This is a genomic window from Paraburkholderia sediminicola, assembly GCF_046026855.1.
Taxonomy (GTDB): domain Bacteria; phylum Pseudomonadota; class Gammaproteobacteria; order Burkholderiales; family Burkholderiaceae; genus Paraburkholderia; species Paraburkholderia sediminicola_A.
Window position 1 is genome coordinate 386428 of sequence record NZ_JAQQET010000001.1, and the last position, 26042, is coordinate 412469.

The following is a 26042-nucleotide window of genomic DNA, read 5'->3' on the forward strand; positions in this document are numbered from 1 at the left end:
TGTGCCAGTCCTGCGGATTCAACGTCGGTTCATGTAAAAGCCTGACACTGCTCCATCCGTACTTTCCGTACTTCTGTGTCTACCACGCACCGTCCTGAAGGGCCGACGGCCTGTCTAGCTGGGCGTCGGTCGCCAGACTGCCTCCGCGTACTTGCTGCGAGTGCCCATCTGGTTCAAGATCAAGCCGACTTATCCGGAACAGGCCATTCCCATGACAGACGACTCCGATCCCGACAAACTGAAAGGCCCCGGCGGCCTGACGTTGCGCCAGATCCACGAACAGGTGCAAAAGAGCGTCGAGCGCGACCGCGAAGAGCAGGCGTCACGCAACGCTATCGCTCCACAGAGGAGCAGATGGCAACGTTGGGTGCGTTACGTGTGGGGCCGCAGCGGGCGTCGTTAGGCAGCGAGCTTATTCCCGCCAGGGCAGTCGCACTCGCCGCTTACCGGTCGCTTCCTAGTCATTGTCTTTCGCAACGGCCGCGCCAGCGATGCCATGACGCGCGAGAGCCGCCGCGACGAAGCCCGACGCTTTCATGTCCTCGACGAACTTCGCAAGATAGGCGGCCGCTTCATCGCCTCTTGCTTTCGGCACACCCATTGCCTGACGGATCACCATGAAGCGTTGATCGAGCAACCGCAACCCACCCGCTTTGGCCGCATCGTTTTCCAGTTGCTGTTTGACGCCCGCGGCCACGTCCAGATGCTGATCCAGAAAGCCCTGCACCACCGCCGGCGAAGTCGGAATCCGGACGATCGTCGCGCGATGCAGTTCTCGCGTCAGGAACAGATCGTAGGCACTGCCTTTGCCGACCGCGACCGTCACACCAGGTTGGTCAACCTGCTCGTTGGCGCTAATCGGCGACGCGTCGCGAACGAGATAAAAGCCTTCGATCAACACATACGGTTTCGTGAAACTGATTTCCTCTCCGCGCTTTGGATCGACGGCGAAGAAGCCGATATCGGCCTTGTCCTGATTCACGTTTTCAACCGAGGCGCCCGCCGATTTGACCGCGACCAGTTGCAGCGGCACGCCGAGTCGTTTGGCGAATTCGGTAGCGAGATCGACGGACACGCCGACCGGTTTTCCCGTCGCAGGATCGAGACTTGCGAGGACTGGATTGCCGAGATTGATCGACGCACGCAAGGTGCCGCTCGGTGCGAATATTTTCGCCATTGATGTGCCTTTCTGATTCGACGGTTGTAAACCCGTTGTTGGTGAAGCGCTCGCGCCTTGCGTTTGCGCGAAAGCAGGCATCGAAATGGACAAGGGCAAGATGACAGCCAATGCCAGCACGGCTGCCAATCTTGTGAAACCAGTGCTGCGGCATGTCGTGATTGAAATCTTCGTCATCCTGGATGGTCTTGAGTTAACGATCAGATTTGCCCGGCAGCGATGTCCTCGAGCGACCTTCCGCGCGTCGGCACCCCCATGAGTACCACGGCCATCGCACCGATCAGCAGCACAAGCGTTGTCGCACCGAACACTCCGGCAAAGCCCAGCAGCGGATAAACGTATCCGACGAGGATAGGCGCGGCAATCGCCCCCAGCCGGCCAATTGACGAAGCGAGCCCGGTGCCCGTTGCGCGCACGTCGGTGGGGAAAACCTCCGGGGTATAAGCATAAACGCCGGCATAGGTGCCGTTCATGAAGAACGACAGCAGGATTCCCGACATCATGATGCCGGCATCCGTACGCGTCAACGCAAGCCCAAGTGCCGATACGCCGCCCAATATCATGTATGACGCGATCGTTGCCTGCCGGCCGATCTTCTCGTTGAGCCACGCGCCTGAAAAGTATCCCGGGATCTGCGCACAGTAAATCACGAGCGAATAGGAAAAGCTCCGCGTGATCGTCATCCCGTTCTGAACCAGCAAGCCGGGAATCCACGTGAAAAAAGCGTAGTAGCTGAACGTGATGGATAGCCACATCAGCCACGTCATGGCCGTGATGCGCGCGAGCTTTGCCGACCACAACGCCTTGACGTTCGCGACAATCGAGGCGCGTCCGGCTGCGACCGGAACGGATCCGTCACGCACGGGTGGCAGCGGCTCCAACTGCACGCCGGTCTGGGTTATCTCCGCCTCCATCCGCGACACGATCGCATCGGCCTCCGCGTGCCGGTCGCGCGCCTCGAGCCAGCGCGGCGACTCGGGCAACGCGCGGCGCCACCAGAGCAGCATCAGAATGGGTAGCGCGGTAATGACCATGACTGCGCGCCACGCATTCGGTGCGAGCGGGATCACCAGATAGCCGAGCAGTGCGGCCGCCACAAAGCCAAAGGAGAAAAACCCCGCGAGGCTGCCGGTGAAACTCCCACGATACCGTCGCGCCACGAACTCCGAGAGAAACGGCGCGACGATGGCGCTCTCCGCGCCTGTCCCCAACCCGGCGACAATGCGTGTCGCAAGAAAAAATCCCCAATCATTCGCGAGCGCGCTGGCAAGCGACGCTATGCAGTAGATCACGAGCGCATACATCATGACCTTGCGTCGGCCGATGATATCGCCCAGCATGCCCGCGAGCATCGCGCCGGCGAAATAGCCGATGAACGTCCCGCTTCCCAGCACGCCTGTCTGTACACTCGTCAGCCCCCATTGCGTGCGCAATACCGGCAGCAGGAAAGCGAGCACGGCTGCGTCCATCGCATCGAAGGTATAACCGAGGCCGCCCATCAACAGCAGACGGCGGTGAAACCCTGAAAACGGCAGGCGTTCGATGCGGGCAGCGATCATCGACATGAACAGGCTCCGATAGGAACGGCGGGAAGCTGCGGACGCAGGGCGATACGTTCAAACGCTCTCGAGCTCGTTGACGAAGATTCGGCCGTCTTTCATCACGAGCGGAATATGCTCGCCTTGACCTAACAGGCAATCGACGGACTTCAGAGGATTGCCGTCGACCACCAGCACATCGGCATGAGCACCCGGCATGATTCTGCCGAGTTTGCCCTGCATACCGAGCACTTCCGCGCCCACGAGCGTCGCGCTTGCGATCGCCTCGGCCGGCGACAGGACTTCAGCCAGGATCCGGAACTCATCGCTTTGCAAGCGCTGCGCCTCGCCGAGCAAGTCCGTGCCAAAGCCCATCTTGACCCCGGCGCGCTTCATGATTTCAATCGAGTGCATGCCGGCGCCATGCACGTCCGCGACCTTGGCAATGCTTGCCGGTGGCAGCCCGTATTTCTCGCCTTCGCTTGCAAGGGCGTCGTACGTGACAAGGGTTGGCACAACATACGCGCCGTGCTCCGCGACGAGGCGAGCGGTCTCATCGTCAATCAGATTGCCGTGTTCGATCGTGCGCACGCCACAGCGCACAGCGCGCGCAATCGCCGCAGACGTATAGGCATGCGCCAGCACATAGGTGCCGCGCCCCTGAGCTTCGGCGACTATGGCGCGGATTTCATCTTCGGAGTAACCGAATGCGCCGACCGGATCGGTCGGTGAAGCAACGCCGCCCGAAGCCATGATCTTGATCTGGTCGGCGCCCATCTGCAGTTCTTCGCGTACGGCCCGGCGCACTTCATCGACGCCGTCCGCCACGCGGCCAAGCGCGCCCACACGCACGCAGCATCCGCAGGGTGCATCGGGCGGCATGTAGTCGGAACGGGCGCGCGAATCGGCATGACCACCCGTCTGGCTTAACGCGCGGCCGGAAACGAAAAGGCGTGGACCTTCAATGAGCCCTGACTCGACCGCCTGCTTGAATGGATACCCGGCACCCCCTGCGTCACGCACGGTGGTAAAGCCGCGGCGCAGCATCGCGCGCATGATCGGCACGGCGCGCAGCGTAACCAGCACATTGGGTAGCGTCGCGACGCGCGGCAGGTTGAACTCGATCGCCACGACGTGCACATGCAGATCGATCAGCCCCGGCATGATCGTCTTGCCTTTAACGTCAATGACGCGCGCGTTGCTGCTTTTTATCGGCTTGTCGGAAACTTCGCGGACGAAACCGTCCTCGATGAGGACTTCGAAGCCCTCTAGCAGATCAGGGTGGGTAGGATCGAGAAGCGCGCCGTTACGTAGGAGGAAAGTGCTCAACTGTTGTCTCCTTCAGGTTTCAATCACAGCGCCCGGCGTCCGGGCCTCGCCGCAAGTATGCAGGCTGGCGCAGGTAAGCGCTGCCAGGATTTTCATCAAGATGGGTCTGATACGCTTCAAGTGTGGCCGCTGACAATTACCTGACGCACAGCGGCACGCGAATCACGCTTCATTGAGCGGCGGAAGTGGCGCCCTTTCCTGCTGCTGCAATCTTCTCTTTTTCCAGGCGCGTCGCAATGCGGTTTCCGCATCCTTCCAGTGAAAGTCGCGCGCAACACCTTCGGCAAAATGCACGGTCACCGCGTCGGCCAGTTCCGCTACCTTCGGGTCCTCTGCGCGAGGGAGATTCTCCAGCCGTGCCGGGTGTCCGAAGTCCCCGCTCCGGTCCATCCAGCGATACAACGCCGGAATGGTGCGCGACCATTCGCCCTTACGCGCAACCGCACATAGCCCGCGCCACGCTACCGCTTCGCTTTCGAGCCACCGTTTTCGCGCGTCATCTACCTGATGTTTTGCGCGCCGCAGGAACATTGCGATGCGCCCACGTGCCCACACCACCACGAGAAGGCCCAGCACGATCGCACAGCCGGCGATCAACTGTCCGCTGTGAATCACAATGATTCTGTGCGGAAGACCCTGACTCATCACATCGGCAGGGATTTCAAAGAGAGGTTTCTCGCGCACGGTGGCCGCGGAAAACGTCACACCCGGCAACGCGATCGTCTCTTTCTTTTGCGTTTTCGTGTTCCACCAGTCGATCGTCACGGGCGGCAGCTTGAACCGGCCGTTGTGATCGGCAATGTAGGTCACGCTGTCGGTTCGCTCGCCCGCGACCAGTCCCACCCTGTCCTGCACGATATTGCGGGTCGTGGACGGTTTGGCGTAGCGCTTCAATCCGTCGACCTCGCCCAGATTCACCGGCGGAATCATCATCGATTCGGTGCCGGCCGCGCTCTGCGTAATGGTGCGCGTAATCGAATCCCCTACCCGAAGGTGCTGATTCGACGGTTCGATTTCTTGCGTGGCCGTGAGCTTTGGAGTCGGAAAGAATACTCCCATGTCCTGCGCACCCGGCGGCAAAGTCGTCACGAGTTTAAGCGCGGGGGTCATGACCTGCACCGGGGTGCTCATGCCACCCGGAAAGACGGTGATCGCAAAAGGCGGGATGTCATAGGTCTTGCCTGCCTGAGGCGCAATGCGATAGGCCCGGCTCACGCCGAACCAGCGCACACCGCCGATGTCCTCAGAAAGGTTGTCGGCCTGTTCGTCCGGCAGGCTCACGATCGCATCGGCGATGGTGAAGAGCGGCCAATTCGGCGCCTCGGTAAACCAGGTGGTCGTCAGCAGGTCGACGACAAGTTTGACCTCGCTGCCCGCTACAACCGGCCCGGCGGGTTCGAGATGTGCGCGAACCATGGTCCGCGGCGCGGGGTCGGCGAACGCCGGTGTCGAAACGCAAGCCGCGCCAAGCCACGCGATGACAAGCAGAAACCGCAGGAAAACCGCTGTCATGGCGCGCCCGCTCCCTTTGCATCGGATTCCTGCTCAAAGCGCTGCTGCAGAAAAACCGCGGGGGAAGTATTCAGATTGCGCATCCAGAGTTCTTCGCTCGGACGCGGCGCACCCTCGATCACGGTCGATGTGCCCCGTCCTTTCTTTTTGTCCGTCTCCACCTGATCGGGCGGATCTTCCTCCGGGTCCATCTCATCCTGCTTGTCTTTTGCCAGCAGTCGCTGCAGGAAGTCCCGATTGGCGGCCGCCTCGGGCAGCGCCGGCTGAAGTTTGAGCGCGTTGTCGTACGCCTTGATGGCGGCGGCGTAGTCGTCGAGATGCGCGAGCGTATTGCCCATGTAGAAATACGCTTGCGCCGTCTTCAGACGCGAAAAACTCTCCAGCGCGCCGGCATAGTCGCCCGCGAGATATTGCGCGCGCCCCTTCCACATCGGATCGTCGAAACGTTGTGCGGCGATCCTGTAATCGCCGTGCTCGAAATGCCAGCGGCCCTGCTGATCGTGCGTGGCGAACAGGTCGATCCAGTGCCACTCGGCGGCCTGTGCGTGACGGGGAATCGCGCTGAAGGCCAGCGAGATCAGAACCACAGGCAGCCACTTCACGGTCCAGCCGCGCCGGAAACTCCACAGCGCGAGCAGCAGTAACGGAAGGACGAGCCAGTAGCCCGTTTCTTTCCAGCGCGGCACGATCTTCGACTCATCTTCTTGCGCGAGGTAAGCCTGCGCACGATGCTGGACCCACACCACGTCGTCATCGTCCACCCGCATGCTGGCGAGCGGAATACCGGCTTCATCCGCTACTTTGCGGATCGCATCGGCATCGAAGGTACCCATCAGCGGGCGGCCTTCAGAGTCCATCGCGATCATGCCGTCAGGGCCGCGTATCGGGCCGCCGTTTTCCGTGCCGACCGCAAGCCACAGCAGTTGATGCCGCAGCGACCTGGCCTTTTGCACGAAAGCGTCGGTCTGATTCGTATCGAAGCCGTCGCTCATGAAAACGATCGTGCCCGCAGCGGGATCGTTCGCCAGAAGCCGTTCGGCCGCATCGAGTCCGGCGGTCGCGTTCTTCCCGTCGCGCGGCATCAGCGAGGGCGAAAGCGCCGGCACGTAGAGTTCGAGCATGGCCGGGTCCTCAGTGGGCGGCACCACGAGGTGACCCGTCGAGGCAAACACCACCAGCCCGGTGCGCGCGCCTTTGCGTGCCCTCGCCAGGTCGAGCACCTTCTGTTTGGCACGTTCCAGCCGCGTGGGCGCGACATCGGTTGCGTCCATCGAATGAGCCAGTTCAAGTACGACGACGAGCGGCGCCTTGTCCTGATTGAACGGCGGACGCTCCTGCTGCCAGCTCGGGCCCGCCGCGGCGAGCGCGCCGATGCCCAGCAGCAGAGCCAGCGTGTGAACCGGCTGAATCACGCGACGCTTCGTATCGCCAACGATCAGATGTTCCAGCAACATCGGATCGATGACGTTGCGCCAACGCGCCCGCACACTGTTGCGGCGAAACCAGACGAGCGGCAACAACACCGCGGGAATCAGCAGCAGCAACCATCCTGGCCGCAGAAAATGGAAGGCCGTCAGATCAATTTCCACGACGCGCCTCCGCAATGGCAACGCGTTCCGGCGGCCGCTCGCGACGCGGCGCACGCAGCACCGCAATCAGCAGCGCCAGCACATGGTAGAGCGCGAAAATCCCCACCGCGAGCCCAGCCGGCACCCAGTAGAAATCACGCTGCGGCCGGTAGATTTCGCGCTTCACTTTCTCGGGCGTGAGTTTGTCGAGCGTGGCGTAGACATCGGCCAGATCCTGCTGCCGCCCAAGTGCGCGAAACGCACGGCCTCCGGTAATGCTTGAAATGCGCGCGAGCGCATCGAGATCGACCTTGTCCTCGCCAGTCGTATCCGGATCGCCTATTCCAATGGTATGGATCACCAATTTATGGTCTTTGGCGATTTCAGCAGCGCGCTCAGGTGGAATGGCGCTGCTGGTGTCATTGCCGTCGGTCAGCAAGATCAGCACCTTCTCCGGCGCCGGCGAGTTTGCCATCAGCTTGACCGTCAGGCCGATCGCGTCGCCAATGGCGGTACGCGGCCCCGCCATGCCGATCTGCATCTGGTCGAGCAGTACCTGCACGGCGGCGTGATCGAGCGTGAGGGGTGCCTGCGGATAGGCGGCGTCACCGAACACGACAAGGCCGAGGCGGTCACCCTTACGCTTCGCGATGAAATCGGACACCACCCGTTTGACCGCAGTCAGCCGGTCCATCCGAACGCCGGCGGCATCGACGAAATCACGCGTTGCCATCGAGCCCGACAGGTCGATGGCGAGCATCAGATCGCGCGCCGGCTCTTCGCGTACGATCGGCGCTTCGACATAGACCGGCTTGGCCGCAGCGATCACCAGCAACACCCACAGCAAGGGCAGCAGCAGACGTTGCAGCCAGTTACGGCGCAACCGCACGCCGCCGGGTGCCGGCTTTTCGCCGGCGGCGTGCGCCATCTCATGAAAGAACGGCATACGCACCGCGGAAGCCCTGGTGCGATAGGCGGGTACCAGCCACCACACGAAAAGAGGCAGAGGCAGCAGCGCGAACAGCCACGGGAAATCAAACTTCCACATGATGATGTTCGATCCAGTCGCGTGTATGGCCGATGAGCGCTGCCGCGTCGCTGTCGGAAATCCCGGCAACCACCTCGGGCGGTGCATAGCTCGCGAGGGCGAGGAGCGCCCCGCTTCTGGCGTCGAAGCGGCCGCGCGTACGTTGCAAAAACGCGAGCCACTCGCCGCCGGTCAGCGCAGCGACCTGCTCGCGCGGCGCGATCACGAGCGCGGTGCGCTTGATCAGGCGCGGTACGGCGGCGAGCGCATTCGCGCGTTGCTCACGGTCCGCGTGGGTGGACGCGAGACTGGCTTCGATGCTCTCCAGTTCCATGAGCGCGGCCCGCCGGTAGCGCTGCTTCTCGTGGCGGCGCCGGCCAAACCAGATCGCCACGCCAAGCGCCGCCAGCAGCACGACGGCAACGAACACCCAGCCGATGGTATGTGGTGCGTACGACACTGCTTCAGGCAATGGCAACTCCTGTAACGGCTTGAGTTGTCCTGACGAATCGGGTGGAACGGGCAACGCACGGCTCATAGACCGCTCCCCGAGCCAGGTCGCGCGCGCTGGCCGAAGAGCCGCCGCACCTGCTCGACCGTCGGCTCTGCCGTCGAGAGCGCCATCAGCGGTACGCCGCTTGAGCGCAGCAACTCCGCCACCTCGGCGGTGCGGCCACTGAACAGGCTCGACAGCGGCGCACGAACCCGCTCCTGCTCGATACGCAGCTCCACCTGCAGATGCCCTTCGCTGACCACCAGCGCGCGGTGTTCGGGCATGTGCTGCCACAAGGGATCGAAGATCATTGCCGCGACGACGTCGTTGTGCGCAGACAACTGCCGCAACAGGCGCTGCGTGCGTTCGTTCGCACCGGCAAAATCGCTGATGATGCAGATCAGGTAGTCGTGACCGGCTAACTGAAGCACCCCTTCGAGCGCTGCGTTCAGTTGAGCGTAGTCGGTACGTGCTTCGCTATCTGCATGCAGCGCGCGGTTCATCCCAGCGAGTGCGCCGAACAGGACCTTGATGCGGCTGCGGCTGCGCAGCGGCCTCACCCGTACGATCCGGTTATCGTTGAACAGCACGCCGCCGACCCGGTCGCCAGCGGTGAAACCCATCCACACGGCAAGCGCAGCCACTTCGGCGGCCACGACCGACTTGAACGCGCGCCGCGACCCAAAAAACATACTCATGCGTTGATCGACAACCACCAGCAGCGGCCGGTCACGCTCTTCGGTATAGGCGCGAATCTGCGGCTTGCCGAGACGCAGCGAGACCTTCCAGTCGATGTGACGGACATCGTCACCGGGCAGATAGGCGCGAATCTCTTCGAAATTGAGCCCGCGCCCGCGCAACCGCGACGCATGACTGCCTGAGAGCACGCTCGATACCGGCGCGGGTGCGATGAAGCTCAGCCCGCGGGCATGAAACTCGAGCTTCGCCAGATGCGCCGCGTCGACATACACGCGACCGATTGCAGCGTTTTCGGATTCGGACGTCATGACCACGGCGATCCCCCGCGTCGATGCGACGATGTGTATTGCACTATGAGTCAGGCCGGCACGGCAACCTTTTCGATGAGCCGGTCGACCACGGCGTCGGCACCGATATTCTCGGCATTGGCGTCATAAGAAAGTATCAGCCGATGCCGCAGTACCGGGTGAACGACCGCGCGCACATCGTCGGGCGTGACGAACTTTCGATCCTGCAGCCAGGCCTGCACCCGGCTCGCCCGGTCAAGGCCGATCGAGCCGCGCGGGCTTGCGCCGATTTCGATCCATTTGCCGAGGTCCGCGTCGAGGTCCCTACCATGCCGCGAAGCATTGACGAGCGACACAATATAGTCATCTACCGCCGGAGCGACCGTGATTTGCCTGATTTCTTCACGCACCGCGAAAATGACATCTTGCGAGAGGACGCTGGGCGCGCTGCCAACCTCACTGCTTTCGCGCCGCAGCAACCGCAACATGTCAATCTCGCTTTGCGGTGATGGATAAGTAATTAGCACTTTAAGAAGAAAACGGTCCATTTGCGCTTCAGGCAAAGGATAAGTACCTTCCTGTTCAATCGGATTCTGCGTTGCCATGACAAGAAACAGATCCGGCATCTTATGCGTTTTACCTGCGACGGAAATCTGTCGCTCTTCCATTGCCTCCAATAGTGCGGATTGAACCTTGGCGGGCGCGCGGTTAATTTCATCGGCAAGAATCAGATTGCCGAAGATCGGCCCGGGCTGAAAACTGAGCGTACGTTCCGTGCCGCTTTGCAGCAGTGTTTCGGCACCGGTGATGTCGGACGGCAACAGATCGGGGGTGAACTGAATGCGGCTCATGGTGGCGGCGAGACGTGTGGCAATGGCTTTGACGGTACGGGTTTTAGCGAGTCCGGGCAGGCTCTCGAGCAGCACGTGACCGTCTGCCAGCAGTGCTATCAGTACCTGCCGGACAACGGCTTGCTGGCCCACTATCGCTTCGTTGACACTCGATTCGAAGCGCAGGATCGTTTCGCGCATAGCTCTTGATTTCCCCAATCATTGAACGGTAGACCAACCTGGATGCCAATGCTCGCCGCCAGACACGTTAATGCACGCTCGCTATTTCGTCAAAGTTTCGCCGATAAGTAAAAAAAGCGTGAAATGTATTTGAAAAATTGTTAGCCTCCATCTGACGTTTGCAGAAACTGCATTCGGGGTATCTGCTACCAGCATAATTTATCATTCGTATCGCTAAGCTTCTTCTGTGCCACTGAGAACTGGCCACATTTGCTAAAGGGCCAGCAGCTTCACCTGCCTGAGAGAAGAGATGATGAGTTCAGGAAAACGTGGCACGGAAACGGCTGCCCGCTCTAAAGGCGTGTCCGCCGCAACCCCGGCGCCCGCCATGCGTTATCGCAAGCTGCTCCTGTGGGGCGCGCTTCTCGTTATGCTTCCCGCATGCGTCGGCGCGGCAGTCAGTTGGGCCGTTACCTCACATAGCCAACCCCATTCACAAGTCGTCTACGGCGACGGAACGCATGGCCCACTTGGCATGGCCTGGGTTCCGGGCGGCCAGTTCCTGATGGGCAGCGATTCGAAGCAGGCACAGCCCAACGAGCGTCCCGCCCACAAGGTACGCGTGCACGGTTTCTGGATGGACCGTCATCACGTGACCAATGCCGAATTCCGCAAATTCGTCGAAGCAACCGGCTATGTCACGACCGCCGAGAAGAAACCCGATTGGGACACCCTGAGGGTGCAGTTGCCGCCTGACACGCCGCGTCCGCCTGACAGCGCGATGGTGGCAGGCGCGATGGTATTCGTCGGCACGAACCATCCAGTGCCGCTGGAAGACTATTCGCAGTGGTGGCGTTATGTGCCCGGCGCGAACTGGCGTCACCCCACCGGACCGGACAGCAACATCATCGGCAAAGACGATCACCCGGTGGTTCAGGTTTCCTACGAAGATGCGCAGGCCTATGCAAAATGGGCCGGCAAACGCTTGCCCACCGAAGCCGAATGGGAGTTCGCCGCCCGTGGCGGGCTCGAACAGGCCACTTACGCGTGGGGCAATCAGTTCGCACCGAACGGCAAGCAGATGGCCAACGTCTGGCAAGGTCAGGAGCCGCAGGCATTCCCTGTGGTCAGCCCCAAGGCGGGTGGCGCACTCGGCACGAGTCCGGTCGGCACCTTTCCGGCGAACGGGTATGGACTCTCCGACATGACCGGCAATGCGTGGCAGTGGGTGGCCGACTGGTATCGCGCCGACCAGTTCCGTCGTGAAGCGGTGAGCACGAGCACGATCGACAACCCGATCGGTCCACGCGATTCGTGGGACCCGGCCGACCAGGGCGTACCCGTAGACGCACCCAAGCGGGTGACACGCGGCGGCTCGTTCCTCTGCAATGAAGCCTACTGCCTGAGCTACCGCCCCAGCGCGCGGCGCGGCACCGACCCCTACAACAGCATGTCGCATCTCGGCTTTCGCCTCGTGATGGACGAAGACACCTGGAAGCAACCACTAGCACGTCAGGCATCGGCCCGCGCTGCCAGCGCCGATGGCGGTTAGCGCGCTCCATACCTTTGAGCTGTAACGATTTCGCCTGGGATTCTGCGCTTGCGAATCCTGGATGTGTGCAATCGGAATGGAGGTCGAATGCAATCAAGCTGTCAACCGAGCGGGTCGGTGCGTGTCGCGGGTTCGATCCGCCCTGCGTTCAGATCGGTGTTCGGTGTCGCCGTGGTCGCGCTCAGTGCCGCGCTATGTAGCGCCGGTTGCACGACGCCTGGTAGCGCCGCGAACGTATCACCACCGGCGGCCAACTCGACCGCCGCGCTGCCATCCTGGCGTGACGGACCGGCAAAGCAGACGATCCAGAAATTCGTCGCCGATGTCACCCGCGAAGGCTCGCCAAACTACGTGCCGCCAGCCGAACGCATTGCCGTGTTCGACAACGACGGCACGCTATGGAGCGAGCAGCCGCTGTACTTCCAGTTCGCCTTCATGCTCGACCAGGTGAAAGCGGCAGCACCGAAGCATCCCGAGTGGAAGAAAAATCCGGCCTTCAAGGCGTTGGTGGCCAAAGACTATGGCGCACTGGCGAGCCAGCAGAAACAGGTGCTGCAACTGGTCGCCGCCGCCAATAGCGGCATGACCGTGGACGAATACGACAAGACCATCCGCGACTGGCTGGCCAGCGCCCGGCATCCGAAATTCAATCGTCCCTACACCGAACTCGTCTATCAACCGCAACTGGAGTTGCTCGCCTATCTCCGCGCCAACGGCTTCAAGACTTTCATCGTGTCGGGCGGCACCATCGAATTCATGCGTCCGTGGGCCGAGAAGGCGTACGGCATTCCACCCGAGCAGGTGATCGGCTCAAGCCAGGTCGTGCAGTACCAGATGCATGATGGTCAGGGCACGCTGGTGCGCCAGCCGAAAATCGATTTCGTCGACGACGGTCCCGGCAAACCTGTCGGCATCTATCGGAACATCGGCCGCAAGCCGATTCTCGCGTTCGGCAATTCGGACGGCGATCAGCAGATGCTGCAGTACACCGCGTCCGGCAGCGGGCCGCACCTCGCCTTGCTGGTGCATCACGACGACGCAGTACGCGAATTCGCCTATGACCGCACCTCGAAGATCGGCAAGCTCGACAAGGCCTGGGACGAAGCGATCGCCGACGGCTGGACCGTGGTCAGCATGAAAGATGACTGGCAAACCATCTATCCCGCACCGAAGCAGTAGTCGGATGCAGGAGAGCGCGCGCCGCGTGCAGGTTGCGGCCGCTACGAGGCAACCTCGCGCGCAAGGAACGCGCAACGGGTGAACCGAAGTCAACTCCATTGGAGCGACACGATGAGAATGTTCCTGCGAAAGGGGCGCTACGCAGCCGGGGCGACAGTCATCGCCCTCGCCACGTTCGCTGCATTGATTCTTCCATCCATCAACGCGCCCGCGCAGACTCAAGCGCCGGCCAAACCGGCGGCGGCACCGGCCACCAAAGCGCCACCACCACAGCCGGCCGCCAAAGCCTCGTCGAAACCCAACATCCTCGTGATTTTCGGCGACGACATCGGGCAGGCGAATATCAGTGCGTACACGCGTGGCGTGGTGGGCTACAAGACGCCGAACATCGATCGCGTTGCAAACGAAGGGATGATCTTTACGGACTACTACGCCGAGAACAGCTGTACGGCAGGGCGTTCGTCCTTCATCACCGGGCAGACGCCGTTGCGTACCGGGCTCTCCAAGGTCGGTGCGCCTGGTGCACCGGTCGGCCTGCAGAAGACCGACATCACGATCGCCCAGGCGCTCAAACCGCTCGGCTATGCGACCGGCCAGTTCGGCAAGAATCACCTTGGCGACAAGAACGAGTATCTGCCGACCAATCACGGTTTCGACGAGTTCTACGGCAACCTGTACCACCTGAACGCCGAGGAAGAACCCGAGCGTCCGTACTGGCCGAAGGACAAGAACGACCCGTACGTGAAGAACTTCTCGCCGCGCGGCGTGATTCATAGCACCTCGGACGGCAAGGTTCAGGACACCGGGCCGCTCACGGCCAAACGCATGGAGACCATCGACGACGAAACCGGCGCCCACGCGGAAGAATTCATCCGCAAGCAGGTCAAGAACGGCACACCGTTCTTCGTCTGGATGAACTACACGCGCATGCACGTCTTCACGCACGTGCGGCCTGAATTCAGAGGCAAGAGCGGCATGCCCGGCAATGAATATGCCGACGGCATGTGGGAGCACGATCAGGACGTCGGCAAATTGCTCAAACTGCTCGACGATCTGAATATCTCCAAGAACACGATCGTCGTCTACACGACCGATAACGGGCCGAATGCGTTCACGTGGCCCGATGCGGCAACCACGCCGTTCCGCAGCGAAAAGGACTCCAACTGGGAAGGCGCGTTCCGGGTGCCGGCGATGGTGCGATGGCCAGGCCATATCAAGCCGGGCACAACGTCCAACGAGATGTTCTCGGGGCTCGACTGGTTCCCCACGCTGCTTGCGGCCGCCGGTGACACTGGCGTCAAGGACCGGCTCCTGAAGGGATGGGCGCCTAAAGCGGGCGGTGCGAGCTTCAAGAATCACCTCGATGGATACAACCAGCTACCGTTCCTGACAGGACAGACGACCAAGGATCCTCGCACCGAGTTCTACTATTTCGACGACGACGGCGATCTGGTGGCCATGCGCTGGGATCAGGACGGCAACGCCTGGAAGGCCGTGTTCTGCGAGCAGCGCGCGAAAGGCAATCTGAATATCTGGCAGGACCCGCTTATCTGCCTGCGTCTGCCGAAGCTGTTCAACCTGCGCATGGATCCTTATGAACGGGCGGACATCACTTCGGATCAGTACAACGACTGGGTCACGAAGAATGTTTACCTGAACGGCATCGCCACGATGAAGGCGTCGACGTTCCTGGAGACCTTCGTCAGCTATCCGCCGAGCCAGCGGCCCGCGAGCTTCAGCGTGGATGGCGTGCGCAAGCAGGTCGACAAGAAGATCGACGAGTCCTTCAAGAAGCGCGGACTCGAGTAAGACGTAGTGCGGTTGCGCCCGCCGGCTTTAACCGGTGGGCGCAACTTTTCGGTCGCGCGCAGCCGCGTCGAACCGATCCAGATCACTTCAATTCGGTTCAGTTCACACCATCCCGGCGCAACTCATCCCATGACCCAAACGCTGGCCAACCGTGCCAAAAGCTCACGCCGTGAGCGCCGCGCACATGAACGCGCACAGCGTCGCGACGATGCACACTCGCACGAGCCCCAGAAAGAAGTCGACAGCCCAAGCTTGCCGATCGCCTGGCCGCTGCTGCTTCTGCTCGCCTCGGGCGCGGCATCACTGATTTACCAGGTCCTGTGGATCAAACAGCTCGCGCTGGTGGTCGGCGTCGAGGTGCAAGCCATCACCACCGGTGTCAGCGCTTTTTTTGCTGGCCTCGCACTAGGCGGCTGGATCTTCGGCAGGCTGGCCGACCGGCTTGTGCGCCCCTTGCGCCTGTACGCGCTGCTCGAAGCCGGCGTGCTGGTACTGGCGCTCGCCAGCACGTGGATGCTGCCGCATGCTGCGGCGCCATTCGCCTCGCTGCAAGATCGGATCGGATTGCTGGCCTGGGCGCTACCCTTCGTCCTGGTCGGCCTGCCCGCCGTACTGATGGGCGGCACGCTGCCGGTGCTGATGCGCGCGCTGTGCCCCGCTGCCGCCCATATGGGCCGCTCCGGCGCCCGTCTCTATGCCGCCAATACGGCCGGCGCGATTGCCGGCACGCTGGCCGCGAGTTTTATCCTGATCCCATGGCTCGGCGTGCTGGGCAGCGCCTGCGCCGCTGCCGCGTTGAATGCCGGCGCGGCGCTGGTCGCCGTACTGCTCGGACGCGCGCAGCACGCCTTCGTACCGGCAGTTGGATCGCCCTCACCGGCCATCACTCCGGGCCAATCTAAAGCGGACATCCCGCACGACGTGTCCTCCCCGGCTGCTGCCGTGCGGACCACCGCGCACGACGCGCCCTCGCCAACCGACACCGCACGCGCCGCGCGTACCTCGAAGGCCCGCCTTGCGCTCGTGCTCTACGCGATCGCTGGCGGCGTCGCGCTCGGTTACGAGGTGGTGTGGTCGCAGGTGATCGTGCAATTCATCAGCACCCGCAGTTTTGCCTTCGCTGTGGTGCTTGCCACCTACCTCCTGGGCCTCGCGCTCGGTAGCGCGCTGGCATCGCGCTACGCTGACCGGGCGCGAGATCCGTGGGGCGTGTTCGCCGTGCTGATCGTGTCGGCCGGACTGGTCGCGCTGCTGGAGATTGCCGTTCTGGGCAACTGGCTACCGCAATGGCAAAGTTTCGCCCGAGAAGCCGCGCTCGGCGCTACCGGCAGTCTTTTGTCAGCCATGTGCGCAGGCTTCGCGGTGGCGGCCGTGTGCATCGTCTTCGTTCCTACCCTGCTGTTGGGGGCAGCGTTCCCCTTCGCGTTGCGTCTTAACGTGGACAACCGGCATACGGGGCGCGACGTCGGTGCTGTGGTTGCGCTCAATACTGCTGGCGGGATCGCCGGCACGCTCCTGACCGGCTTCGTGCTCGTGCCGGAACTAGGCCTCATCCACACCCTCGCGGCACTCGCCATCCTCGCGGGCGCAGTGAGTCTGATCGCCGTGTTGCGCGGCTCGGACGTGCGGCCGTTCGCGCGCTGGGGAGTGCCGGTCCTTGCGTTGCTGACGCTCATCGCCGTATTCGTGACGCCGTCCAACCGGCTCGCCACTTTGCTCGCCGAATCGCGCGGCGGTAATCTGACCTTCTACGAAGAGAGTGCGGGCGGCACGGTGGCGGTCGTCGAACAGAACGCCGGCCAGCGACAGTTCCGGCGGCTCTATATCCAGGGTGTCTCCAACTCCGGAGACACGATGGCGTCGCTGCGATATATGCGCCTGCAAGCCCTGTTGCCTCTGATCATCCACCGCGAGACGCCTCGCACGGCACTGGTGATCGGGCTCGGTACCGGCATTACGGGCGGCGCGTTGCTGACCTGGCCCGGGCTGGAACACCGCGCGGTCGCCGAACTATTGCCGGCTGTCGTGCGTGCCGCGCCGCAGTTCAAGGGCAACTACAACATGAGTACCGACGCGCGCATGGACATCCGGATGCGTGACGGCCGGCGCGAACTGCTGCGCAATGCCGGGCGCTACGACCTGATCACGCTCGAACCGCCACCGCCGTCGGCCGCGGGGGTCGTCAATCTGTACTCGTCGGACTTCTACCGCCTCGCGGCGTCGCGCCTGCAGCAAGGCGGCATCGTCGCGCAATGGCTGCCGTTGCCGACGCAGAATGAAGAGGACACGCGCTCGCTGATCCAGAGCTTCATCCAGGTGTTTCCGCACGCCACGTTGTGGACTACCGAGTTGCACGAAATGATGCTGGTCGGTTCAATGCAGCCGCTCGAACTGGACGTGCCACGAATCGAGGCGCGCTTTGCGCAACCGCAGGTCGCTGCGGCGCTGCGCGAAGTCGGCATTGCATCGCCGGCAGCGTTGCTGGCCACCTGGATCACCGACCGCGCCGGTCTCGAGTACTACGCCGCGGACGCCCGGCCGGTCACGGACGATCAACCGCGTATCGAATACGCCACGTGGGTTCGTCACGACGCCTTCCCGGCGACATTGACACACCTGCTGGCACTTCACACAGCGCCGCCGTTGCAGGGCGCCGACGACGCGTTCCGCGCCGCCATGGAGAACTCGCGCAGCGCACTACAGAGCTTCTATTCAGCCGGACTGGACGCCTATAAGGGCGATCGCGAGGCGTGGGCAGAGGACATCGGCAATGTCTTACGCACTGACCCAGGCAACGCTTACTACCGATGGCTCATTGGAGACGGTAGTTAAATCAGGCGCCTTGCGTCGGGACGGACACCGGCGCATTGGCAATGCTTCACATCATGAAAGATCCTTTGCGTTCCAGCAAAGCCACACGCCGCTTTCTCCCCAGCGAAATCTCTTGAATTTAAGAACGATCAGTCTTAATATTCGTTCACCATGAGACGACACCCTGCTTCTACCCGCCCTTCCACCCCGCCGTCCGAGCGTGGGCGGCCGCGTGAATTCGATCTTGACGAAGTCACCGGGATTGCCGGCAAAGTATTCTGGGAGCAGGGCTACCATGCAACGTCGATTGAATCGCTATGTCAGGCGACAGGCCTTTTCCGCGCCAGCCTCTACAGCACGTTTGGCGATAAGCACGGGCTTCTCGTCGCCGCATTCGATCGTTACGCCGAGGGTGCGATTGCTCGCCTGAAAGAACGGCTGGCCGTCGATCTGCCGCCGCGCGAAGCACTTCGGGAGGCTTTGCTTCATTACACCCAGGTCGCCAGCAAGCTATCGGGACGCCACGGGTGCCTCATCACGAACGCAGCCATCGAAATGTTGCCGGATGACGAGGCTTTGCGTCCCCATATCGAAACCACATTGAGACGTATCGCCTCTCATCTCGTAGCCGCCGTGGTCCGCGGCCAGCAGGCGGGGGAATTCAACGCTGAGCTCGACGAGCAGTCTGTCGGCAACTTCCTGCTCTGCATGGTCCAGGGCTTGCGCGTGCTGGGAAAAGTAAATGTCAGCAAGAACGAACTGGTGTCGATCGTCGACATGACGATGCGCGCGCTAGTCTAAAAAATTTTGCGTATTTTTGGAACGATCATTCATGAATAAGCCCCTCGAATTTTCTGCCGTGCCGGCGTCCAGTCGTAACAGCCAGTCTGTCGGTCTGGTTGCGCAGTCGATCCGCGGTAGCTACTGGAAAGGTGTGGTGTTTTGCGTGCTGGCAACAATATTGATGGGCGTCATGTTTCCGGTGATGACGAGCGCCCTCGTGTATATCGACCCATTCACGTTTACGTCGCTTAGGTATCTGATCGCCGGCACAGCGTTTCTTGTCCTGCTGAAGATAAAAGAAGGAAAGGGAGCGCTGAAGGCAAATGGGGAATCGCTTGCATTGGCCTGGCTGCTCGGGTCGGTCGGCTTTTGCGGATTCGGATCTTTCGTCTTTCTGGGGCAGCAACTGGCCGGGCGCGAAGGCGCACTGACTGCATCGATCATGATGGCAACTCAGCCCATGATGGGCCTGCTCGTGAACGCGATCGCGCGCAAACGCCGCCCGCCGTTCTATTCGTTTCTGTTTATCCTGATGTCATTCGCCGGCGTCTCGCTTGTGGTGACAAAAGGGAATGTCGCTGCCGTTCTGCGCGAACCGCAGCACTATTCTGCAAACGCCCTGATTGTTCTCGGCGCATTGTGCTGGGTGATATACACCTTTGGCGCGTCTCACTTCAAGAGCTGGTCCGCACTCAAATACACGACGATGACCACGTGGCTCGGACTCACCACGATCATCAGCCTCAACGTATTGCTGTTCGCGCTTCACGCTGTACCCGTGCCATCCGCAACTGCATTGCGCGCGATCGTCCCTCACCTGCTCTATATGGGCCCAATCGCCGGCTTCATCGCGATCCTGTTCTGGAACATGGGTAACAGGATTCTCACCCCGCTCAACGGCGTTCTGTTCATGGACGTGTTGCCCGTCACGACTTTCGTCGTGTCTTCGCTGACCGGCGTGGTTCCGGGACATTGGCAAATCGCAGGCGCGTGCACGACTGGAGCCGCACTGATTTTCAACAATATCTATTTGCGACGTCAGGCTCGGAGAGCTGTTCTGCAAAAGTAGTGGAGCGGGTGCGCCCGGCGCTGACACTGCATCCCGGTCAGCACGTCAGCACAAAGAGAAATGTCAGACCGCTCGCCGCCGGTTCAACGGCTTTCAGAGCGGCGGCCGATTCAGGCCGACCCAAAGTTGAACAGACGGCCGTTGCCACTGGCGCCTCGCGTAGTCGGCCAATGTGGGCGGCACAGAGTCACCGTTCAGAACGAGACGGTTGAGCATGAGCGCGAGGTCCACGTCTGCGATACACCACTCATCAAAGAGGTACAACGCGTTGCCGGCGAGGAGCGTCTCGCAGGCAGAGAACAGTTTCGCAGCCGCAGCACGTGCTGCATCAGAAAGGGGTGCCGCGCAAGCCCCGTAAAACACGACCTCGGTGGAACGCTCCTGTCTGATGGGCATCAGATCGCTACGCAACCAGGCCTGAACTTGACGTGCTCGCGCGCGATGGTGCGGATCTGCCGGATACAACAGCGTGCCAGGAAAAACTTCGTCGACATATTCAGTTATTGCGGACGACTCGGACAAAGCGAAGTCGTCGTGAACCAGCGTAGGCACACGCTGCGTGAGCGAACTGGCGGCATAGCCGGGTTCGCGGTTTGCATGCCTGCTCAAGTCAATCGTTGAAAGCTCAAACGACAAGCCCTTTTCGTGAAGTGCCACGAAGGCAGACATGGCATAGGGACTTGCGAATTGAGCATCGGCGTAGAGGCGCAGACTCGTTGATGGCAATGTATTCTCCTGTTTGCACACGGCATTCAATATTCGTCACGGACGGACTGATAGGGACCACGCATTACTGAGCGCTTTCGGCGCGCGTTCATTTCAACCATCAGTATCCGTTTTTATTATCAACGATCCTGATAGGAGTGAACGGGTACGGGAACGGAAAACGTCGAAAGGAAACTGCCGCACTGGTAAAGTGCCCGTGATGTCGTTGCTCCCATAACGTATGCATCCACCTCGCGACGCCGCAATGCCGTTCAAGCCCAATCACTCTACCGCCCGCACCTCGATCGTGCACCGCATGCGGTATCTTCCGGCCGTCGCTGCCCTGAGCCTGTCCTTGCAGGGATGTACGCTGCACGGTGCGCCGTCATATGAAATCTTCGGCGCATATTTTCCGCTCTGGCTGTTGAGCGCGGTAGTCGGACTCGTTGGCGCGCTGATTGCCCATCGGATATTCGTTTCCACGGGGTGGGCGCTGATCGTCCCGTTGCAGCTCTCTGTCTGCCTGGCCATCGGTCTGACGGTCGCCGTGCTCTTCTGGCTTTCGGGAACAGGACAGCTCTTATGAAAAACGCCGGCTTGCGCAAAGCCCCCTTCAAAGGCCGTTTCATCGCGGGCGTGATCGTCGTGCTTGGCCTCGCGGCGGCCTGGTACGGTTATGACCGGACAACCCGCTTCCCGTCGACGGATGACGCAACGATCGATGCCGACGTCGTGCACGTCGCGTCGCCGGTCGGCGGCCGGATCATCACGCTCCCGGTGGAGGAGAACCAGCGTGTCGCAAAGGGCGACGTGCTCTTCGAGATCGATCCCGTGCCTTATCGGCTCGCGCTCGCGCAAGCCCAGGCCGACCTCGAAGTGGCCCGCGCGGCGCTCGAAACGCGGCGCAGGTCGATTGTCGGTGAGCACGCCAATGCGGTCATCGCCGGCGACCAGACCGGCAAAGCGGCACACAACTTCGAACTGGCGTCGCGCACGGTACAGCGGCTCACGCCGCTCGTGGCGAAGGGCTACGTGCCGGTCCAGCAACTGGATCAAGCACAAGTCGCGCAGCACGACGCCGCGTTGTCACTGAAGCAGGCGCAGGAGCAGAAGCAGGCGAGCGCGCAGACGATCGGCGACGAGGCAGGCGCCGTCGCCACGGTGCACGCGCGCGAGGCCGCCCTCGCGCTCGCGCAGCGCGGCCTCGACGACACCATCGTGCGCGCGTCGCAGAATGGCTTTGTCACGGGCCTGTCGGTGCTGGCGGGCGAGACGGTCGCACCGCATCAGTCGATCTTCACGCTCGTCCACGCGGATGAATGGTTCGCCGTCGCCAACTTCCGGGAGGGCGCGCTCGCGCGGATCCAGCCGGGTGATTGCGCAACCGTCTATTCCATGATCGACCGGAGCCAGGCGATTCACGGCAAGGTGGTCGGCATCGGCGCGGGCGTTGCGGATTCCGACCGTATCAATCTGCCGCGCACCTTGCCGATCGTCCAGCAATCCGTGAACTGGGTGCGGGTTGCCCAGCGCTTTCCCGTGCGCGTGCGTCTCGACGAGCCGGCGGCCCGGCTGGTCCGGATCGGTGCGAGTGCGATAGTCGAGGTCCGGCATGGCGCCGCCTGCCGGTGATCTTGCCCGACCGGGCCCCGCCGACATCCTGAAGCTGCTTGCCCCCTATCCGGGGCGAGCGGCGATGGCGACCCGCATCGCGCTGATCTGCGCGCTGACGGCGTTCGTGACGAGCGCGTACGGCACGCCCGAAGCCGCGATTTCCGCCTATGTCGTGTTCTTTTTGAACCGGCCCGACCGTGTGCTGAGCGTCGTGCTCGGTGCAGGATTGCTGGTGCTGGTCACGGTGATCATCGCACTGGTCATGGGGGTGGCCATGTTCGCGCTCGACGATCCGCTCTGGCGGGTTGCGTGTATCGCGGGGCTGTCGCTCGGGCTGCTGTTCGTGACGTCGGCGAGCAAGTTGCGGCCGGTCGGCGCGATCATCGCGATGATCGTCGGCTTTGCGCTCGACGAACTCGGCAACGTACCGTTCGGCGAAGTGGCGACGCGCGCCCTGCTCTACGCCTGGCTGATGGTCGCGATTCCGATCGGTGTCTCGATCTGCGTCAACCTGTTAATGGCGCCGTCGCCGCGGAAGCTCGCCGGGCGCGAGTTGGCAAAGCGCTTGCGAATCGCGGCCCGCAGCCTGACCGAACCTGGGGCTACGAACAGCGCACCCGGCGCATGCCTGCGCGAGGGGGACCAGCAAATCGGAACGTGGCTCAAGCTCTCCGTCGTCGACGGATCGTCGGTACGTGCCGATGTTGCCCCGCTGCGGCAAGCCGTTTCATCAACACTGGCGATCCTGGTCGCGGCCGAGCTGGCCGCGCGTGAACCCTCGGGCCGGCTGCCGGCATCGTTCGCCGGGCCGATCGCCGACACGCTGGAAAACATGGCTCGAATGCTCGAGGCGGGCGGCTATCCGGTCGACATCGAACTCAGCCTGCCTAACGTGGCGGAGCTGAAGCCGCTCGCGCGGATCGTCGTCGAGGATCTGCATGATGCGATCGTTCGCTTTGCCGTGGTCGAAGGCGAAAGCAAAGTCGAAACCGACGCGCCGGCCGCAGCCCAAACCCAGGCTCAAGTCGAAGCGAAAACCACGCCCGCATCCGCCGGCAAGCGCGGCGGCTTCTTCCTTCCGGACGCATTCAGCAATCCCGATCACATCCGCTACGCGCTGAAGACCACTGCGGCGGCGATGTTCTGCTATCTGCTTTATTCGCAGATCAACTGGCCGGGTATCCACACCTGCTTTATCACGGTCTACATGGTGTCGCTCGGCACCACCGCCGAGACCGTCGAGAAAATGACGTTGCGGATCGCCGGCTGTCTGGTGGGTGCGGTCCTGGGTACCGCGGCAATCATCTTCGTGACGCCGGTGCTGACCTCCGTCGCCGGATTGATGGTGCTCGTGCTGGTCGGTGCGTGGCTGTCGGCGTGGATCGCTTTCGGTTCGCCGCGTATCGCTTATGCCGGCTTCCAGATTGCCCTGGTGTTTTTCATGTGCGTGCTGCAAGGCGCGGCGCCTGGCTACGATCTGACGCTCGCGCGGGATCGCACGATCGGAATTTTGATCGGCAACGTGGTCGTCTATCTGGTTTTCACGCGCGTGTGGCCGGTCAGCGTGGCCGCGCGTGTCGACACTGGAATCGCCGCGCTGCGGCAGCAGTGGGAGCGGCTGACGACGCTCCCCCACGTCGGCACGCGCCGGGCGCAGGCCGCGAGCGTCATGGTTCAGTGCGGCGCGCTGCAACAGGACCTCGCGCTGATGCATTACGAGCCGTCGTGGGTTCGCCCCGAACCGCAGTGGATCGCCGAACGCCGCAGCGCACTGGCCAAGCTCGATGCACTCGAAGGGCCGATGTTCCTGCTCGCCGAACGACGCCCGGGCGATGCAGCGGTCGACTGCTGGTTTAAACGGGTCATGGGCGGGCTGCCGCTGCCGCCGGCCGAAACCGGTGCTGCGGCCGCAGAGGCTGCGGCTTTGCTCGCCACGCAGGGCCCACCCTCGCCGGTTATGCCGGATCCCACGTTGCCCGCCGCGCAGAACCCCGCTTTGCCGGTTGTGCCGAACCCCGCTTTGCCGGTTATGCCAGGCACAGCTTTGCCGGTCACGCCAAATGCGGCTTTGCCGGACGCGGCATCCGACGACGACGCATGCGCCGCTTTGCTGGACCTCGGCAATGCACGCCTCACTCAACTCGAACACGCTGCGTCGAATGACCCGGCGAAGGAACTCACAACTCATGCGCCGGCTTAACCCCTCCTCCGCACTGGCGATCCTGGCCGCGGCGGGTTTGGCCGGATGCGCCACGTCGGCCCTTGACATGGCGCCGGACAGCCCCGACCGTCCGTGGCAACCGCAGACGGACGCGGCCGGTGCCATTGTGCCTGGGCCCGCAGCTTCGGCTTCGGCTAGCTCGGCCAACTCCGCGACTTCGACTGCATCCCCACGCGGCTACCCGCTACCCGCGAATCCCGCGCTCGCCGCCGTGCCGCCTCCGCCAGCCCTGGAGCAGGCGCATGCATACGGACTACCCGAACTGATCGATCTGGCGGAATCGGCGAATCCGCTGACCCGCATCGCCTGGAACGACGCGCGCAATGTGGCGCTCGCGGCCGGCATCGCCAAGAGCGCCTATCTGCCGCAACTGTCGGTCGCGGCGATGGGGCAGTACGCCGGCGTTCATGATTCGAGCTCATCCGTGCTCGGCGATTCCTCGGCGAGCGCCACAGGTCATGGCATGACCTCGGTGCTATCGCTGCAATGGCTGCTGTTCGATTTCGGCGGACGCGCCGCGCGCGTCGAGGCCGCGTCGCAGGCATCGGTAATGGCGAACATCGGCTTCACCGCGGTCCACCAGCAGGTGATTTTCGACGTCAGCATCGCGTTCTACGCGTACCAGGCCGCGCACGCCCGCATCGCCACCACGCGACAAGGCCTCGACAACGCCGACGCGATCCTGGCCGCGGCACAGTCGCGTTACAAGCATGGCATCGGCACGGTCATCGAAGTGGCGCAGGCCAACCAGAATCGCGCGCAGGCCAAGCTCGCGCTCATTCAGGCCCAGGGCGCCGAAAGCAACAGTTATCTCGCGCTGATCTCCGCGATGGGGATTTCGCCATTGTCGAAACCCAGGATCGCGGAGATGCCGGCGCATACGCTGCCGGCACCGGCGAGCGACTCGATCGAGCGGATCGTGTCGACCGCCATCGCCCGCCGCCCGGACGTGTTGAGCGCCTATGCGGCCGAGCGCGTCAATCTGGCAAAAGTGAAAGCGGCCGAATCGGACTTCATGCCGAAGGTGTTCATCTCCGCGACAGGCGCGTACAACACCGGTAGTTCGTCGATTTCAGCGGTTCCGGCCATCGGTCAGCAACTGCCGACGGTGAACCTGAGCGGCGGCCGCTACGGCGGCAGCGTAATCGTCGGCGTGACAATTCCGCTGTATGACGGCGGCTTGCGATCGGCGGTACTCGCGCAGGCACGCAACGATGCCGACAGCGCGTCAACGCGTCTTACCCGAAGCCGCGAAGAAGCGGTTCGGCAAATCGTTACTGCGCAGAATACGCTGCAGACCAGTCTTGCCGCGCAGGCTGCCGCCAAAGAGCTGCTTGTTGCGGCGCAGACAACGTATGACGCCGCATTCGACGCGTACCGGCACGGTGTCGGCTCGGTCACCGACGCGCTGCTTGCGCAGAATCAATTGCTGGCGGCGAAGAACGCGGATGCGGATAGTTACAGCAGTGCATTGTCCGCTGCGGCGGCACTCGCGCTGGCAACTGGATCGGTTGAGTCGATTCCGATGCGGGACAACTGGTGAGGAAGCGGTTGCGCGTGCGGGCCGACTCTGCCCTGTTCCCGCGCGAATCACGAGGCCTGGCGGGCATTAATTTCCCCAATTTTTTTCGATTTTTGTTGGTATTTTTGTTGTTTAAC

Annotated in this window: 21 protein-coding genes; 11 read left to right on the forward strand and 10 right to left on the reverse strand. The window is 62.4% G+C overall.

Annotation, left to right across the window (positions count from 1 at the left end):
• Positions 1-211: 211 nt before the first annotated feature.
• The gene (locus PQR40_RS01690) at positions 212-403 is read left to right on the forward strand and encodes a hypothetical protein (RefSeq protein WP_149667994.1); all 192 of its coding nucleotides are present in this window, start codon (positions 212-214) and stop codon (positions 401-403) included.
• 54 nt (positions 404-457) lie between these two features.
• Here PQR40_RS01690 and PQR40_RS01695 read toward each other — a convergent pair whose 3' ends face one another.
• From PQR40_RS01695 to PQR40_RS01735, 9 genes are all read right to left on the reverse strand, one after another.
• Entirely contained in the window at positions 458-1177 is a 720-nt protein-coding gene (locus PQR40_RS01695; protein ID WP_408227805.1) for an ABC transporter substrate-binding protein, read from the reverse strand.
• A gap of 200 nt (positions 1178-1377) precedes the next feature.
• Positions 1378-2742 (reverse strand): MFS transporter, encoded by a 1365-nt coding sequence (locus PQR40_RS01700; RefSeq protein WP_408388075.1) that lies wholly within the window; start codon positions 2740-2742, stop codon positions 1378-1380.
• 51 nt (positions 2743-2793) lie between these two features.
• Positions 2794-4044: a metal-dependent hydrolase family protein gene (locus PQR40_RS01705; RefSeq protein WP_408338958.1), complete on the reverse strand. Its 1251-nt coding sequence runs from the start codon at positions 4042-4044 to the stop codon at positions 2794-2796.
• Between the two features lie 162 nt (positions 4045-4206).
• Entirely contained in the window at positions 4207-5556 is a 1350-nt protein-coding gene (locus PQR40_RS01710) for a hypothetical protein (RefSeq protein ID WP_408508290.1), read from the reverse strand.
• Positions 5553-7145 carry a vWA domain-containing protein gene (locus PQR40_RS01715; protein ID WP_408508291.1) on the reverse strand — a complete coding sequence of 531 codons (1593 nt, stop codon included), beginning with the start codon at positions 7143-7145 and terminating at the stop codon, positions 5553-5555. The genes PQR40_RS01710 and PQR40_RS01715 overlap by 4 nt, the downstream gene beginning before the upstream one ends.
• On the reverse strand, positions 7135-8172 hold the full coding sequence (locus PQR40_RS01720) for a vWA domain-containing protein (RefSeq protein WP_408508292.1): 1038 nt from the start codon (positions 8170-8172) through the stop codon (positions 7135-7137). The genes PQR40_RS01715 and PQR40_RS01720 overlap by 11 nt, the downstream gene beginning before the upstream one ends.
• Positions 8159-8689 (reverse strand): DUF4381 domain-containing protein, encoded by a 531-nt coding sequence (locus PQR40_RS01725; protein WP_408508293.1) that lies wholly within the window; start codon positions 8687-8689, stop codon positions 8159-8161. Before PQR40_RS01725 ends, PQR40_RS01720 begins: the two co-directional genes overlap by 14 nt.
• Positions 8686-9651 carry a DUF58 domain-containing protein gene (locus PQR40_RS01730; RefSeq protein WP_408227785.1) on the reverse strand — a complete coding sequence of 322 codons (966 nt, stop codon included), beginning with the start codon at positions 9649-9651 and terminating at the stop codon, positions 8686-8688. The genes PQR40_RS01725 and PQR40_RS01730 overlap by 4 nt, the downstream gene beginning before the upstream one ends.
• Before the next feature lie 50 nt (positions 9652-9701).
• On the reverse strand, positions 9702-10661 hold the full coding sequence (locus tag PQR40_RS01735) for an AAA family ATPase (RefSeq protein WP_408227782.1): 960 nt from the start codon (positions 10659-10661) through the stop codon (positions 9702-9704).
• Between the two features lie 289 nt (positions 10662-10950).
• Here PQR40_RS01735 and PQR40_RS01740 point away from each other — a divergent pair, with 289 nt between their 5' ends.
• The 6 genes from PQR40_RS01740 (at position 10951) to PQR40_RS01765 (ending at position 19843) form a co-directional block, all read left to right on the forward strand.
• On the forward strand, positions 10951-12192 hold the full coding sequence (locus PQR40_RS01740; protein WP_408227779.1) for a formylglycine-generating enzyme family protein: 1242 nt from the start codon (positions 10951-10953) through the stop codon (positions 12190-12192).
• Between the two features lie 87 nt (positions 12193-12279).
• On the forward strand, positions 12280-13371 hold the full coding sequence (locus PQR40_RS01745) for an HAD family hydrolase (RefSeq protein ID WP_408227777.1): 1092 nt from the start codon (positions 12280-12282) through the stop codon (positions 13369-13371).
• Between the two features lie 111 nt (positions 13372-13482).
• Positions 13483-15180 (forward strand): arylsulfatase, encoded by a 1698-nt coding sequence (locus tag PQR40_RS01750; protein ID WP_408338944.1) that lies wholly within the window; start codon positions 13483-13485, stop codon positions 15178-15180.
• Positions 15181-15309: 129 nt separating this feature from the next.
• Positions 15310-18012: a fused MFS/spermidine synthase gene (locus PQR40_RS01755; protein ID WP_408227772.1), complete on the forward strand. Its 2703-nt coding sequence runs from the start codon at positions 15310-15312 to the stop codon at positions 18010-18012.
• A gap of 150 nt (positions 18013-18162) precedes the next feature.
• Positions 18163-18792 carry a TetR/AcrR family transcriptional regulator gene (locus PQR40_RS01760; protein WP_408227769.1) on the forward strand — a complete coding sequence of 210 codons (630 nt, stop codon included), beginning with the start codon at positions 18163-18165 and terminating at the stop codon, positions 18790-18792.
• Positions 18793-18823: 31 nt separating this feature from the next.
• On the forward strand, positions 18824-19843 hold the full coding sequence (locus PQR40_RS01765) for a DMT family transporter (protein ID WP_408227766.1): 1020 nt from the start codon (positions 18824-18826) through the stop codon (positions 19841-19843).
• A gap of 93 nt (positions 19844-19936) precedes the next feature.
• On the opposite strand, the gene yfcF is transcribed toward PQR40_RS01765, so the two are convergent.
• Positions 19937-20569 (reverse strand): glutathione transferase, encoded by a 633-nt coding sequence (gene yfcF / locus PQR40_RS01770; protein ID WP_408227763.1) that lies wholly within the window; start codon positions 20567-20569, stop codon positions 19937-19939.
• Between the two features lie 295 nt (positions 20570-20864).
• Here yfcF and PQR40_RS01775 point away from each other — a divergent pair, with 295 nt between their 5' ends.
• Genes PQR40_RS01775 through PQR40_RS01790 form a run of 4 tightly spaced genes read left to right on the forward strand, consistent with a single transcriptional unit; the run spans position 20865 to position 25926 of the window.
• Complete coding sequence (locus tag PQR40_RS01775) at positions 20865-21134, forward strand: hypothetical protein (protein WP_408228075.1); 270 nt, start codon at positions 20865-20867, stop codon at positions 21132-21134.
• Positions 21131-22180, forward strand: coding sequence for a multidrug transporter subunit MdtN (gene mdtN, locus PQR40_RS01780; RefSeq protein WP_408227760.1), 1050 nt, complete (start codon positions 21131-21133; stop codon positions 22178-22180). The genes PQR40_RS01775 and mdtN overlap by 4 nt, the downstream gene beginning before the upstream one ends.
• Positions 22161-24362, forward strand: a complete 2202-nt coding sequence (locus tag PQR40_RS01785; RefSeq protein ID WP_408227757.1) for an FUSC family protein — start codon at positions 22161-22163, stop codon at positions 24360-24362. Before mdtN ends, PQR40_RS01785 begins: the two co-directional genes overlap by 20 nt.
• Complete coding sequence (locus tag PQR40_RS01790; protein WP_408227754.1) at positions 24349-25926, forward strand: TolC family protein; 1578 nt, start codon at positions 24349-24351, stop codon at positions 25924-25926. Before PQR40_RS01785 ends, PQR40_RS01790 begins: the two co-directional genes overlap by 14 nt.
• Positions 25927-26042 lie beyond the last annotated feature (116 nt).

What these genes read in the sequence shown, in the direction of transcription:
- PQR40_RS01690 (WP_149667994.1), top strand. Translation starts at nt 212, where the DNA reads ATGACAGACGACTCCGATCCCGACAAACTGAAAGGCCCCGGCGGCCTG.
- PQR40_RS01695 (WP_408227805.1), bottom strand. Translation starts at nt 1,177, where the DNA reads ATGGCGAAAATATTCGCACCGAGCGGCACCTTGCGTGCGTCGATCAAT.
- PQR40_RS01700 (WP_408388075.1), bottom strand. Translation starts at nt 2,742, where the DNA reads ATGTCGATGATCGCTGCCCGCATCGAACGCCTGCCGTTTTCAGGGTTT.
- PQR40_RS01710 (WP_408508290.1), bottom strand. Translation starts at nt 5,556, where the DNA reads ATGACAGCGGTTTTCCTGCGGTTTCTGCTTGTCATCGCGTGGCTTGGC.
- PQR40_RS01720 (WP_408508292.1), bottom strand. Translation starts at nt 8,172, where the DNA reads ATGTGGAAGTTTGATTTCCCGTGGCTGTTCGCGCTGCTGCCTCTGCCT.
- PQR40_RS01725 (WP_408508293.1), bottom strand. Translation starts at nt 8,689, where the DNA reads ATGAGCCGTGCGTTGCCCGTTCCACCCGATTCGTCAGGACAACTCAAG.
- PQR40_RS01730 (WP_408227785.1), bottom strand. Translation starts at nt 9,651, where the DNA reads ATGACGTCCGAATCCGAAAACGCTGCAATCGGTCGCGTGTATGTCGAC.
- PQR40_RS01735 (WP_408227782.1), bottom strand. Translation starts at nt 10,661, where the DNA reads ATGCGCGAAACGATCCTGCGCTTCGAATCGAGTGTCAACGAAGCGATA.
- PQR40_RS01740 (WP_408227779.1), top strand. Translation starts at nt 10,951, where the DNA reads ATGATGAGTTCAGGAAAACGTGGCACGGAAACGGCTGCCCGCTCTAAA.
- PQR40_RS01745 (WP_408227777.1), top strand. Translation starts at nt 12,280, where the DNA reads ATGCAATCAAGCTGTCAACCGAGCGGGTCGGTGCGTGTCGCGGGTTCG.
- PQR40_RS01750 (WP_408338944.1), top strand. Translation starts at nt 13,483, where the DNA reads ATGAGAATGTTCCTGCGAAAGGGGCGCTACGCAGCCGGGGCGACAGTC.
- PQR40_RS01755 (WP_408227772.1), top strand. Translation starts at nt 15,310, where the DNA reads ATGACCCAAACGCTGGCCAACCGTGCCAAAAGCTCACGCCGTGAGCGC.
- PQR40_RS01760 (WP_408227769.1), top strand. Translation starts at nt 18,163, where the DNA reads ATGAGACGACACCCTGCTTCTACCCGCCCTTCCACCCCGCCGTCCGAG.
- PQR40_RS01765 (WP_408227766.1), top strand. Translation starts at nt 18,824, where the DNA reads ATGAATAAGCCCCTCGAATTTTCTGCCGTGCCGGCGTCCAGTCGTAAC.
- PQR40_RS01775 (WP_408228075.1), top strand. Translation starts at nt 20,865, where the DNA reads ATGCGGTATCTTCCGGCCGTCGCTGCCCTGAGCCTGTCCTTGCAGGGA.
- mdtN (WP_408227760.1), top strand. Translation starts at nt 21,131, where the DNA reads ATGAAAAACGCCGGCTTGCGCAAAGCCCCCTTCAAAGGCCGTTTCATC.
- PQR40_RS01785 (WP_408227757.1), top strand. Translation starts at nt 22,161, where the DNA reads ATGGCGCCGCCTGCCGGTGATCTTGCCCGACCGGGCCCCGCCGACATC.
- PQR40_RS01790 (WP_408227754.1), top strand. Translation starts at nt 24,349, where the DNA reads ATGCGCCGGCTTAACCCCTCCTCCGCACTGGCGATCCTGGCCGCGGCG.